The sequence below is a fragment of the Acinetobacter sp. EKM10A genome (assembly GCF_011075215.1).
Lineage (GTDB): Bacteria > Pseudomonadota > Gammaproteobacteria > Pseudomonadales > Moraxellaceae > Acinetobacter > Acinetobacter baumannii.
In genome coordinates this window covers 1-13,184 of sequence record NZ_JAALLK010000019.1, presented here as the reverse complement: position 1 = coordinate 13,184, position 13,184 = coordinate 1, and the positions used below count along the sequence as shown (strand labels likewise).

Here is a 13,184-nt window from a genome sequence, read left to right as displayed (position 1 = left end):
GCTTGCGGATAACCTAAAAGATACAAAATGCACAATTTTTAGGAGCTTGGCAAGTAAACTTTATTGCAATGCTTTCTTACGCCCTTGTCCAACCAAAAAAACTTCTTTAGATCGTGCCCGAGAAGCTGCTGGTTTTGCTGTTTTTAACACATCAAAACTATCAACGACTTGTTTACGAAACTCATCAAATCCTGCGCCTTGGAACACTTTAACAACAAACTGTCCATTTGGACCCAAGACTTTCTGAGCAAAGTCTAAAGCAAGTTCACACAAATAAATCTGTCGAGGTTGATCAACAGCCCTATTACCTGATGTATTGGGGGCCATATCAGAAATTACAATGTCTACTTGTCTTCCGTTTAAAATATTTAACAATTTTTCAAATACAGCTTCTTCTCTGAAGTCGCCTTGTAAGAAAGTGACATCTGGCAAAGCATCCATAGGTAAAATATCGGAAGCAATAACCAATCCTTTACTACCAACGAGTTTCCCAGCGATTTGTGACCAACTCCCAGGAGCTGCTCCCAAGTCCACCACTGTCATGCCTGGCTTGATCAACTTATATTTTTCTTGAATTTCAAGAAGTTTATACGCTGCTCGTGCACGATATCCTTCCTTTTGTGCTTTTTTTACAAAAGGATCGTCTAGATGTTCCCTCATCCACGCACGACTACTTTTAGACAATTTTTGGTTGGTGATGCGTGTTGCCATAACTCACTAAATATCAAAAAAACTTCTGATTGCTCATTGTACGTGAAAATTACTCTCATTACAGTACGGATGTAACGTAATCTCAATAACTTTTACAGTTTTTTTCCAATAATGTTGATCGATTATTTATACAGTTTTTCGTACATTTGATTTTAAGTTTTTTGCTATACTAAGTCGTTTTTAAAATCAGGTATTTTTAATGGCCGCTTTATCTATTCATGAACGTAAACGTTTACGTCAAATTGGTCATGTGCTTAATCCGGTTGTCATGATTGGTGGACAAGGCTTAACAGACGCTGTTATTGAAGAAACGCTCCGTGCTTTAAACGATCATGAACTCATCAAGGTAAAAATTGCTGGTGAAGACCGTGAAGCTCGTGCCGCAGTAATTGATGCGATTGTAGAAGCAACTGGTGCTGAAGCTGTCCAGAAAATTGGTAAAATTGTTTTACTCTATAAAAAAGCAGCTAAGCAAAATCAACATTTATCTAACCTTGTTCGTCACGCACACTTAGCAAACTAACTTATTGACTACTTATGGCAAGTTACGAACTTTCAGCTTTTGATCGTTTTCATGCTGTTTCTGTTGTTGGCGCAATTGAACAGCAAGCCCCATATACATTAAATGTGGGTTTTTGGATTCGTGATCCAAACCAACTGATTATCTGGCCCCAAGAAGTCGCCGCTCATCCTCGCCAGGACTTTTTGTGGGAAGAGACTTGTTTTGAAATTTTCATAGGCGTGCATGATGAAGATTTCTACCGGGAAATTAATCTTTCCCCTTCTCAAGCATGGCAGACTTACCAGTTTGAAGAATATCGCTATCCGGAAAGCATGCCTCCCCTCGTTGCTTACGATATCGAATTGAATCATCTCAAACGTACCCACTATGGGTTAAATGTAAGTCTTGACTTAAGCCAGTTTATGCAACAACACCGCTTAAAATGGGCAAACCTTTATCTAGGTTTGACTGCTGTTTTAAATACAAAAGATGGTATGCAGTACTATGCAATGCAGCATAGTGGAAAACATGCGGATTTTCACAATAAACGTGATTGGCTGCATGAGTTTTAAAAAACAAAAAAGCGAGAAATTAATTCTCGCTTTTTTATTAACTTTTAATGCTAATTCTTTAGTGATCTCTTGCTTTGTTCCAAGCTTCAACCGCATTATTTTTAGTACGTTTTAAGCTTTCAGTTAAAGAGTCTTTATGTTTTAAAGAAATTTGGCTAATGTCACCTTTAAGTTCTTTAGTCACTTTGGTTAGATCTTCAATTAATGCATTGATTTCAGCTTTTAAAGTATTTTTTAATTCATTCAATCCTTCTTGTGAAGTATTGAACTGAGCTTTAATCACATCAAGACGCTGTAAAATATCTTGTTTAATCTGAGCAAATTGATTGTGAATGTTCTGATTCAATTCTTGAGTTTCAGCTTCAATCTTTTCTTCAGTCTCATTAATTACAGCTTTTACTTGCTCTTGTGTTTCTGCAATAGCTTCTTTAACTTGCGAAGTCGCTTCGTGAGCCACTTCTTTGACCTGTTCTCTTTTTTCAGCTACAACTTCTTTTACCTGTGTAGCTTTAGTGCTAACCGCTTTTTTAGCCCGAGTCGTCGTTTTGGCTACGGCCTCTTTAGCTTCAGCTACTTCTGTTTTTACAGTCTCTGCTACTGATGAAGTATTCTCAGCTATGTCTTTTGAAACTTGGTTATCGCTCATGCTATTTCCTCGTATTGTTTATTTTTTAGCTAACATTACAATAAGAGGAATTAGACAATTTCAGCAGCCAGATTGTCAGACAATTTGCTAAAAGTATCAATTTCAGACAAGTGGATGAATTTTTTTGCTAAAAGCAAGCAATGAATTAAATTTTTTAATAGAAAATAAATAGACTTTTTAAGGTTCCATGCGTATAATGCGCTGTTAAGTTACAAGCGAGCAGACCAGTGAGGAGGGGCATGTTTTTTTAGAACATCGCCTATCTTTTTTAGGTCTACTCGCTTTTTTACAGCCGAAATTCAGGAGCTTTGGTTTGAGCACCCCCGCCATTTTAGCCCTCGCAGATGGAACGATCTTTAAAGGAACGTCAATCGGCGCAACGGGAAGTACGACTGGAGAAGTCGTTTTTAACACAGCCATGACAGGCTATCAAGAAATTTTGACTGACCCAAGTTATGCACAACAAATTGTGACATTAACTTACCCTCATATTGGTAACACTGGTTGCAACGAAGAAGACGTTGAATCTGGTCGTATCCATAAAGTATGGGCGAATGGTTTAATTATTCGTGACCTTCCACTATTACACAGCAACTTCCGTTCTGAGCAATCATTAAGTGAATATTTGCAAGCACACAATGTTGTCGCAATTGCTGATATTGACACACGTAAACTTACTCGTATTTTACGTGATAAAGGTGCACAAAATGGTTGCATCCTTGCCGGCGAAAATATTACTGAAGAAGAAGCAATTGCTAAAGCTCGCGCTTTTGGTGGTTTAAATGGTTTAGACCTTGCAAAAGAGTGCTGTGACCCGACAGGCTTTGAATGGTCTGAAGGTTCGTGGGTATTAGGTAAAGGCTTTACTCAACCTGAGTTAAAATACCATGTGGTTGCATACGATTATGGTGTCAAAACCAACATCTTGCGTATGCTTGCAGACCGCGGTTGTAAACTTACTGTTGTCCCTGCTGAAACTCCGGCTGAAAAAGTATTAGCACTTAATCCGGATGGCGTATTCCTTTCAAACGGCCCTGGCGACCCAGCTGCTTGTGATTACGCTATCGAAGCTGTAAAAACTATTGTTGAAACCACAACATTACCTGTATTTGGTATCTGTTTAGGACACCAAATCTTGGCACTCGCTTCTGGTGCAAAAACTGTAAAAATGAATCATGGTCACCACGGTGCGAACCACCCTGTACAAAATCTTGAAGATGGTACAGTGATGATTACATCTCAAAACCATGGTTTTGCTGTAGATGCAGAAACATTACCGGCTAACTTAAAAGCAACGCATAAATCATTGTTCGATGGCACTCTACAAGGGATTCATCGTACAGACAAACCAGCTTTCAGCTTCCAAGGTCACCCTGAAGCAAGCCCAGGTCCACATGATTGTGCACCTTTGTTCGATCATTTCATCGAACTTATTGAAGCATCTAAACAGTAATTAAGGAGCGAATAATGCCTAAACGTACGGATATTAAAAGCATCTTAATTATTGGTGCTGGTCCAATTGTCATTGGTCAAGCTTGTGAGTTTGACTATTCTGGTGCTCAAGCATGTAAAGCACTTCGTGAAGAAGGCTATCGTGTTATTTTGGTTAACTCTAACCCAGCAACCATTATGACTGACCCTTCAATGGCTGATGCAACTTATATTGAGCCAATTACTTGGCAAACTGTTGCTCAAATCATTGAAAAAGAGCGCCCAGATGCAGTACTCCCTACTATGGGTGGACAAACTGCATTGAACTGCGCACTTGCACTTGATGAAAATGGCGTATTAGAAAAATACGGCGTAGAACTTATTGGTGCAACAAAAGAAGCAATTGAAAAAGCTGAAGACCGTAAATTGTTTGATGAAGCAATGCGCAAAATCGGCTTGGAATGCCCAAAAGCTGCCATTGCTGAAACAATGGAAGAAGCATTGGAAATTCAATCTCGCTTTGGTTTCCCAGTAATTATCCGTCCGTCATTCACTATGGGTGGTTCAGGCGGTGGTATTGCATATAACCGCGAAGAATTCCTTGAGATTTGTGAACGTGGTTTCGACCTCTCTCCTACTCACCAATTATTGATCGACGAATCTTTAATTGGCTGGAAAGAATACGAAATGGAAGTTGTTCGTGACAAAAACGACAACTGTATTATCGTATGTGCGATCGAAAACTTCGACCCAATGGGCGTTCATACAGGTGACTCAATCACTGTAGCACCGGCTCAAACCTTAACTGACAAAGAATATCAATTGATGCGTAATGCTTCAGTTGCAGTTCTTCGTGAAATTGGTGTTGAGACAGGTGGTTCTAACGTTCAGTTCGGTATTAACCCGAAAGACGGCCGTATGGTTGTGATCGAGATGAACCCACGTGTATCTCGTTCTTCTGCGCTTGCGTCTAAAGCAACTGGTTTCCCAATTGCAAAAATCGCAGCCAAACTTGCTGTTGGTTACACCCTTGATGAATTGAAAAATGACATCACTGGTGGCGTAACTCCTGCAAGCTTTGAACCATCAATTGACTACGTTGTAACAAAGATTCCTCGTTTTAACTTCGAGAAATTCCCACAAGCAGAACCTGTATTAACCACTCAGATGAAATCTGTTGGTGAAGTCATGGCTATTGGTCGTAACTTCCAGGAATCTGTACAAAAAGCATTACGTGGTCTTGAAGTTGGCGTAAGCGGTTTCGATGAGAAAATCGAAGCTGGTGCAACAAATGTAAAAGAAACTATTCTAAAAGAGCTTAAAGTTCCGGGACCTGAACGTATTTGGTACGTAGCAGATGCATTCCGTCACGGCTTCTCTTTAGATGATGTATTTGAAGCAACTAAAATTGACCGTTGGTTCTTGATCCAAATTCAAGATATTGTCAACACAGAAGCTCAAGTAAAAACTTTAGGTTTTGGTGATCTCACTGCTGAAAATATCCGTTCGTTCAAACGTAAAGGTTTATCTGACCTTCGTATTGCGAACCTCATGGGTATTTCTCAAAAGCAATTCCGTAAGCAACGTTGGAACTTGGGTGTTTACCCTGTATACAAACGTGTTGATACATGTGCTGCCGAGTTTGAATCTGGTACAGCATATATGTACTCGACTTACGATGAAGAGTGTGAAGCTAACCCATCAAATCGTGACAAGATCATGGTTATTGGTGGTGGTCCAAACCGTATTGGTCAAGGTATCGAATTTGACTACTGCTGTGTACACGCTGCTTTAGCAATGCGTGAAGACGGTTATGAAACAATCATGGTGAACTGTAATCCTGAAACTGTTTCTACCGACTATGACACATCTGATCGTCTATACTTCGAACCTGTAACACTTGAAGACGTTCTTGAAATCGTACGTACAGAGAAGCCTAAAGGCGTAATCGTACAATACGGTGGTCAGACTCCACTGAAATTGGCACGTGCTTTAGAAGAAGCTGGTACTCCAATTATCGGTACATCTCCAGATGCAATTGACCGTGCAGAAGACCGTGAACGTTTCCAACAAATGATTCAACGTTTACAGCTTCGTCAACCAAACAACAGCATTGTAAAATCTGCTGAAGAAGGTATCTCTGAAGCTGCGAAAGTTGGCTATCCATTAGTTGTTCGCCCATCTTATGTATTAGGTGGCCGTGCAATGGAAATCGTCTATAACGAAGATGAGCTTAAACGTTATCTTCGTGAAGCAGTACAGGCTTCTAATGAAGCACCTGTTCTTCTTGACCACTTCCTTGATGATGCAACTGAAGTTGATGTTGACTGCGTATCTGACGGTAAAGATGTCGTGATTGGCGGTATTATGCAACACATCGAACAAGCAGGTATTCACTCAGGTGACTCTGCATGTTCTATTCCTCCTTACTCTCTTTCTAAAGAGATTCAGGATGAGATGCGTCGTCAAACAATTGCGATGGCAAAAGAACTTGGTGTAGTTGGTTTAATGAACGTTCAGTTCGCAGTGAAAGGCAACGATATTTACGTTCTTGAAGTAAACCCACGTGCATCACGTACTGTTCCATTCGTATCGAAATGTATTGGTGAATCTTTAGCAAAAGTAGCTGCTCGTTGTATGGCGGGTCAATCACTTGAGTCTCAAGGTTTTACTAAAGAAATTATTCCAAATCGTTTCGCAGTAAAAGAAGCAGTATTCCCATTTGCAAAATTCCCTGGCGTAGACCCAATGCTTGGTCCTGAGATGAAATCTACAGGTGAAGTAATGGGTGTTGGTCAAACCTTTGGTGAAGCATTCTATAAGGCTGTTTTAGGCTCAAATGACCGCTTACCAGGCTTACCAACTGAAGGTGAAGTAAAGCATGCGTTCTTATCTGTTCGTGAATCAGACAAGAAATACATCGCTGATATTGCTAAGAAATTAGTTGAATATGGCTTCAAACTTGTAGCAACAGGTGGAACATATCAGGTACTTAAAGAAGCAGGTTTAGAGTGTGAATCTGTAAATAAAGTAACTGAAGGCCGTCCACATATTGTTGACCGCTTGAAAAATGGTGAAATACACCTTATTGTCAATACCACTGAAGGCAAACAAGCTCAATATGACTCTGCAATGATTCGTCGTGCTGCCCTACAAGGCAAAGTGTATTACACAACGACTATCAATGGCGCAGAAGCGGTTTGCCAAGCCTTTGCTGTGAAATTGCCAATGGATGTATACCGCTTGCAAGATTTAACTGTAGGTTAATTTTTTTCCGATAAGTCCCGCCACCTTATCGGTGGCGGGATTTTTTCATTTTTTTAACTGTGTTTTCTCAACTTAAGAGGGACCGAAATGCAACGTTATCCAATGACCCCTGAAGGTAAAATCGCCTTAGAGAAAGAATTACAACATCTGAAAACTGTTGAACGTCCACGTATTACTCAAGCGATTGCTGAAGCACGTGAACATGGGGACTTAAAAGAAAATGCAGAATATCATGCTGCTCGTGAACAGCAAGGTTTCTGTGAAGGCCGTATCCAAGATATCGAAGGAAAATTGGGTGCTGCACAAGTCATCGATGTTAAAGACTTAGAACAAAACGGTCGTGTTGTATTCGGTGTTACGGTAACGATTGAAAACCTTGATACTGAAGAACGCAAGACTTATAAGATTGTTGGTGATGATGAAGCTGATTTTAAAATCAATAAAATTTCAGTAAATTCGCCAATTGCACGTGGCCTTTTGGGTAAAAATGAAGGTGATGAAGTAAAAATTACCACTCCTCAAGGCGAAGTGGAATACGAAGTTGTAAGTGTAGAATATATTTAATTTTTATATAGATATACTTAAGTTATAAAACCCCTCAATTGAGGGGTTTTTTATATTTCAGACTAATATTAAAAAATTCACTATGCATCTTTTAAAAAACCTGATGCAAAGATTTGAAAAGCATTTAATGCTTCAGGAAGTACTTGTTCAGGATATTCACTAGAGGCCACCCATAATGCTGCGTTCATGGCAGCGCCATTTAAAAGCACTGCTGCCGCTTCAGGATCTACAATTTTAATTCGTTCTGCTGCCAATAGCTGTTCAACGCACTCACGTGTAGACTGCAGACATCTATTTTGACTTGGCCAATGCGCTGGATCGCCCAGCACTGCAGGTCCATCACGTAACACAATACGCTGAAACTCAGGATTCAAAGCATTTTGTATATAGGTCTGCCCTTCAAGTAGTAACCCTTCCCAAAGATCATCAGGCTGCTCTCGATGCTGCTGGGCATATTCTGCCATTTGTGAATCAATTTGATCGACCACTGCAGCAAATAAACCACGTTTATCGCCAAAATGATGGTACAGCGCCCCACGGGTCAACCCTGCTTCTGCCGTGAGCTTATCCATTGAAGTATCTGCATAGCCATATTCAGCAAATGCACGACGTGCTACTTCAATCAGTTTCTTGCGGGTTTCCGCCATCTTTTGTTCACGAACAGACATGTATTTCACCAAGGAATCATCACAAAAAATTTTAATTGACATACGCCTCGTATGTCAATTATGTTTACATACGAGGCGTATGTGAAACCTAAGCGACATTTATTGATTTGATATTTAAATACTGAAGGAGAACAAACCTGATGAGAACTGCAATATTTCCTCAAGACCGTCATGCATTATATGAACAGCATGGTTATTCAGCCGCAATTCAATCGAAAGATTTACTCTTTGTTTCAGGGCAGGTTGGTAGCCTTAAAGATGGCTCGCCTGTACCTGATTTTGAAAAACAGGTAATCCAAGCTTTTAAGAACTTAGCAGAGACACTGAAAGCAGCTGGTTGTACTTTCGATGATATTATTGATGTCACCACCTTTCATACTGATCCTGAACGGCAGTTTGAAAGTATTATGAAAGTTAAAAATCAGATCTTTACACAAAAGCCTTATCCAAACTGGACCGCTGTTGGTGTAACTTGGCTAGCGGGTTTTGATTTTGAGATTAAAGTCATTGCACGTATTCCTCATAATAATTAGTTCAAATTAGCATCCCCTTTAATATTTGATTCACTGGCTGGGCTGAGATTATGGGTTCAGCTTGAATCGCAATTCGGTATAATGGCATATTCCCTTTTTTTATATTTCCCTTATGGCTGAAAAGTTAATTGGCTCCCCTGTTCGTCACTGGTGTGAATTTGAGTTCATTTCCAAAACTGTGAAAAATCCAAATATCCATATTAAAGGGAATTACTCTTACTACTCGGCATATTGGGATCAAGGTTTTGAACGTTGTGTAGTGAGGTATCTACATGACAAGCCTTCTACTCCAGACAAGCCAATTGATCAGCTCTATATTGGTAATTTTGTTTGTTTTGGCGCTGAATGCGTGATTATGATGGGGGGCAACCAACTTCATCGGCCAGACTGGATATCAACATTCCCCTTTGACACCCGAAGTTTTTTAGCCGCTGGTGACACTATAATTGCAGATGGCTGCTGGATTGGAAGCCGTGCAATGATTATGCAAGGTGTAAAAATCGGTGAAGGTGCTGTTGTTGCAACTGGAGCTGTGGTCACTAAAGATGTCCCCCCCTATGCAATTGTTGGTGGCGTACCTGCAAAAATTATTAAATACCGTTTTCCTCAAGAGCAAATAGAAAAAATACTTGCTTTAAAAATTTATGATTTAGATGAAAAACAAGTTTTAAAAATGCGGGAATATTTACAGACGGATGATATAGATGCATTAACAGCATATCTTAAAAAATTACAGAGCGAATAAAATATATTTGCAAGAATTTCTTGCTTAAAAACACAAATGATTACGTGCTCGAATTTCAATCGTAAGAAAAGAAGTATAAAGTATTGAATAAATAACCATCATTACAATAAGGAATAAGCTCATGTTATATCAACATATTCTTGTACCAATTGACGGTTCTGAAACTTCTATGGTTGTTATGAAAGAAGCAATCAAAATTGGGAAAGCATTAAACAGTAAAATTACGGTTGTACAAGTTATGGCACTTGACCCGATTATTGCTGACCTTTACGTTAAGACGGGGCAAACCAATGAATTGATTGAGCGTACTAGAACATATTTGCTAGATATTTTAGAGCAAGCCAAGCAACAATTTTTGCAAGAAGGTCTTAGTGTAGAAACCAAATTACTTGAAGGTTTTGTTGTTCACGAAGAAATTATTCAAGCTGCACAAGAGCTTAATGCTGATCTGATTGTGATGGGTTCTCATGGCCGCACAGGTGTACGAAAACTTGTATTAGGAAGTGTTGCGCAAAAGGTTTTAGGTGAAAGTCATATCCCGGTTTTAATAGTTCGTTAAAACTAAAAAGCCTGTCTAGCTTAATGTAGCAAGGCAGGCAATTTTTAAAATACTTTTAAGGCTGCCAAGCAAATTGCTTTAAGTTTACTTTGCCATTTAATAAATAGATTCCTTCTGCTTCAAGCTTTAACTGCTGAACATTTTCGCCTTTTTTATTAAACTTACTTAGGCTAATTTTACCTTGCGAATTAATAACACGATGCCAAGGGACCTGATGATCTGCCTCAAGATGTTTAAGCACATACCCAACTAATCTGGCATGTTTAGGTAAACCTGCCATACGAGCAACTTGGCCATAAGTTGCAACTTTTCCATATGGAATCAAAGCGATGACTTCTAAAATTTGTCGATGTAGTTCATACTGAGTTGTCAAAATGGAATCCATAAACGTTGACATTATTCATATCATATAAAAATTTTTGAATAAAATTAAACCTACTCTAAGATGAGCTCAAGGGAAAATCGCATGAAAAAAATATTGCTGTTGATCAGTGGAACTTTACTGTGTGTTTCTTGTACTACTCGTCCCCCTCTGCTTTCAGAAAGAGGTCCAAGCATATCTGCAGATGGTCGGCCTATTGTTCCCGTCACTTTTGTTTTTACTACCAATACTCCTCAGGCTACAAAATTTGATAATTATCAACAAATGCGTAAGGAAATTAAGATTTTAAATAAATATTATGTAGATGATAAAAATAATAAGATTTTCAAATTTAAATTACACCGTTATATCCCTTATGAAGAATTCTCAAAGTTACATTGTGATTTGAAACAGCAAATTAATCAGCCTTATCCCATTTCTACTGAAACTATTCCTGCCAGTGTAAATACATGTTTTCCTAAGCGCACTGCAAGTAAAGAAGTCATTGTCTTTATTTATGATGCCTACTCAACAAAATGGAAATTTGAAGATGTAACAAGCAGAGCATTTCGTAATAATGGCAAACCTTTTATTTTATTAGATTGGAACCGTCTAAATTATAATATTCAGGCTGGTAGTGTGCATGAGATGGGGCATGTATTTGGTCTAAAACATGTTTGTGCCCCGAAGGCTACAAAACGTACTCCAACTAATATTATGACAAGTGCTGAATGTAAATTAGGCAGTGGTGGCTTAAGAAATTTAGGGTTTACTCCAGCACAACTTCAAACCATTTTATCGACTTACAACCAATATCCTTAAAATTTAACTTCAAGATATCTCCCTATTAAGTTATCTTGGGATGCCATGTAATTCTCAGGGGTCAGTAAAGATGTCATATAAATACTGGCCTTTGAGAAGTCTTCAGCATCTACAGGATAAGGCTGCCAAAATGTTTGTAAATTATTGGTGTAAATGGGGTAAAGGCGAATGATATCTTTTGCCAAATCAAGTCTAGCTATACAGCCAAATGGCAAAGCATTTTGCTGTTCATATTCACCGTCACTATTAAAGACTGCATTGCCTATATTAAAAACAACAGGCTTTTGATTGATGATCTGGATTGGTTGAATAGTATGAGCACCATGACCAACGATCAGATCCGCTCCTGCTTGAGTAAGAATAGTCGCGAGTTTAGTTTGGTCTTTTGTAATAGGCTTAAAGTCGACACCCCAATGACAAATAACAATAATTTTGCGTTCTGGATGAGCCTGCTTATAACGCATTATTTGTTCAAGTAAAACGCCATTTAAGCAAGCTACTCCACTTCTTGATCCTAACGCATAAAAGTCATAATCCAGATAAGCCGTGTCTCTATGCCAATAACCATTAAAAATCGCATAGTGCTTAGTCTCAAAAGTGATTTCAAAGTAATTGTGAGCATCTTTTTGGTTCAGTCCAGCGCCAATATAAGAAATACTCGCCTGATCCAACTGATGTAATGTATAGGCTAATCCTTGCTCACCGTAATCTTTCAAATGGTTATTTGCTAAAACCAAATAATTTAGATGAATACTCTTAAATTCTTCTAATGTTTTTTTAGCATCTGCTTTTAGAACAAATGGCTTTTTATCTTTTAACGGCGATTGATTTTCTAAAGAAAATACTGCTTCAAAGTTAGCGATGTTGATGTCATTTTTACCTAAAAAGGGCTGTATTTTTTCAAATGAATAATGATACCCATATTGCTGTAAGGCATCTGTTTGCCCTCTAGACTTACGCTTTTCGGTATACATTTCACCAAAATAGGTATCTCCAAGAATATTGATAATGCCTGTTTGAGAAGAATATTTTTTGGCCTCGACATGCCCTTCTTGAAAATAATGGTAGTAAGGAACCATATGCTCCAGACGGTGAATATCATCCAGAAAAGAGAAAAAACCAATGCTCCGGTTATGTTCGGAATAAGTGATATAAATCTGTCTAAAGGTATGTGAGATATATAAAACCGAAGTGAGTACCGGATGAGCAAGCAAAGGCGTAATCGGTTGATATACTTTATTTTTAAAAGAAAGTGTTCTAATAAAGAAAAGTTTTTTCAGCTCGGCTGGATAGCTATAAATGTGTTTTACCAACAAAAATAGATTTTTTAATTGATTAGGTGCTCTTAAAGCTAACTGGTAATCTTCTGCTCTTTTAGACAAGATTAATTGTGTTTGCTCAATAGAGCCAAACAGCATATTGCTTAAGGCATCTTTAATATCATTTGCCTGAGTAAAAATTAAGAATTGTAAGAGCTCGGTAAATGTATATGATTCATTTTTTTCTAGACCTAAATTTTGTTCACCAATTTTCTTAATTTTTTGTTCAGGAACCCGATACATTTCATCAGCTTGAACTTTTTTTTGATGGAATTGTTCTAATGCATAATCAATCAGTAATAATGTAGAAATGTCTCCATCAATTTCAAATGCCCAAATTGCCTCTTCAAATTGAGCATGATCAAGAGCGGTTAGCAGCTTAATTTCAAATAGAGGGTAAGTCATATAGAGGTGGTCCCACATGTTTGAACAACTAAAAGCTTATTTATAAGTGATACTCTGCTCTAGTTAAGCTACCTTATTT

At 38.4% G+C, this 13,184-nt stretch carries 13 protein-coding genes and 1 pseudogene; 9 read left to right on the top strand and 5 right to left on the bottom strand.

Translation table 11 applies throughout. The annotated features are described in order from the left end of the window. Positions 1–60: 60 nt before the first annotated feature. Entirely contained in the window at positions 61–711 is a 651-nt protein-coding gene (gene rlmE / locus G9371_RS17090) for a 23S rRNA (uridine(2552)-2'-O)-methyltransferase RlmE (protein WP_000235573.1), read from the bottom strand. Positions 712–910: 199 nt separating this feature from the next. On the opposite strand from rlmE, the gene yhbY reads away from it, so the two are divergent. Continuing rightward, complete coding sequence (yhbY, locus tag G9371_RS17085) at positions 911–1,234, top strand: ribosome assembly RNA-binding protein YhbY (protein ID WP_000729551.1); 324 nt, start codon at positions 911–913, stop codon at positions 1,232–1,234. Positions 1,235–1,248: 14 nt separating this feature from the next. After that, positions 1,249–1,785: a DOMON-like domain-containing protein gene (locus G9371_RS17080; protein ID WP_000179364.1), complete on the top strand. Its 537-nt coding sequence runs from the start codon at positions 1,249–1,251 to the stop codon at positions 1,783–1,785. Positions 1,786–1,843: 58 nt separating this feature from the next. Here G9371_RS17080 and G9371_RS17075 read toward each other — a convergent pair whose 3' ends face one another. Further along, positions 1,844–2,431 (bottom strand): hypothetical protein, encoded by a 588-nt coding sequence (locus G9371_RS17075; RefSeq protein ID WP_029423995.1) that lies wholly within the window; start codon positions 2,429–2,431, stop codon positions 1,844–1,846. Positions 2,432–2,744: 313 nt separating this feature from the next. On the opposite strand from G9371_RS17075, the gene carA reads away from it, so the two are divergent. From carA to greA, 3 genes are all read left to right on the top strand, one after another. Beyond that, positions 2,745–3,884, top strand: a complete 1,140-nt coding sequence (gene carA / locus G9371_RS17070) for a glutamine-hydrolyzing carbamoyl-phosphate synthase small subunit (protein WP_000106446.1) — start codon at positions 2,745–2,747, stop codon at positions 3,882–3,884. Positions 3,885–3,898: 14 nt separating this feature from the next. Then, on the top strand, positions 3,899–7,129 hold the full coding sequence (carB, locus tag G9371_RS17065; RefSeq protein ID WP_001126293.1) for a carbamoyl-phosphate synthase large subunit: 3,231 nt from the start codon (positions 3,899–3,901) through the stop codon (positions 7,127–7,129). Positions 7,130–7,216: 87 nt separating this feature from the next. After that, positions 7,217–7,693: a transcription elongation factor GreA gene (gene greA, locus G9371_RS17060; protein WP_001190203.1), complete on the top strand. Its 477-nt coding sequence runs from the start codon at positions 7,217–7,219 to the stop codon at positions 7,691–7,693. Between the two features lie 34 nt (positions 7,694–7,727). Here greA and G9371_RS17055 read toward each other — a convergent pair. Then, positions 7,728–8,361, bottom strand: a pseudogene (locus G9371_RS17055) (TetR/AcrR family transcriptional regulator). Between the two features lie 140 nt (positions 8,362–8,501). On the opposite strand from G9371_RS17055, the gene G9371_RS17050 reads away from it, so the two are divergent. The 3 genes from G9371_RS17050 (at position 8,502) to G9371_RS17040 (ending at position 10,198) form a co-directional block, all read left to right on the top strand. Further along, complete coding sequence (locus tag G9371_RS17050) at positions 8,502–8,894, top strand: RidA family protein (protein ID WP_029423996.1); 393 nt, start codon at positions 8,502–8,504, stop codon at positions 8,892–8,894. Between the two features lie 112 nt (positions 8,895–9,006). Beyond that, positions 9,007–9,639: a CatB-related O-acetyltransferase gene (locus G9371_RS17045; protein WP_029423997.1), complete on the top strand. Its 633-nt coding sequence runs from the start codon at positions 9,007–9,009 to the stop codon at positions 9,637–9,639. A gap of 121 nt (positions 9,640–9,760) precedes the next feature. Beyond that, the gene (locus tag G9371_RS17040; RefSeq protein WP_029423998.1) at positions 9,761–10,198 is read left to right on the top strand and encodes a universal stress protein; all 438 of its coding nucleotides are present in this window, start codon (positions 9,761–9,763) and stop codon (positions 10,196–10,198) included. A 55-nt stretch (positions 10,199–10,253) separates the two neighbouring features. Here the strand turns inward: G9371_RS17040 and G9371_RS17035 are convergent, their stop codons facing one another. Next, positions 10,254–10,583, bottom strand: coding sequence for an MGMT family protein (locus tag G9371_RS17035; RefSeq protein ID WP_005109526.1), 330 nt, complete (start codon positions 10,581–10,583; stop codon positions 10,254–10,256). Between the two features lie 81 nt (positions 10,584–10,664). On the opposite strand from G9371_RS17035, the gene G9371_RS17030 reads away from it, so the two are divergent. After that, positions 10,665–11,381 (top strand): hypothetical protein, encoded by a 717-nt coding sequence (locus G9371_RS17030; protein ID WP_002059686.1) that lies wholly within the window; start codon positions 10,665–10,667, stop codon positions 11,379–11,381. Here G9371_RS17030 and G9371_RS17025 read toward each other — a convergent pair. Then, positions 11,378–13,105 (bottom strand): CapA family protein, encoded by a 1,728-nt coding sequence (locus tag G9371_RS17025; protein WP_029423999.1) that lies wholly within the window; start codon positions 13,103–13,105, stop codon positions 11,378–11,380. The genes G9371_RS17030 and G9371_RS17025 overlap by 4 nt on opposite strands. Positions 13,106–13,184 lie beyond the last annotated feature (79 nt).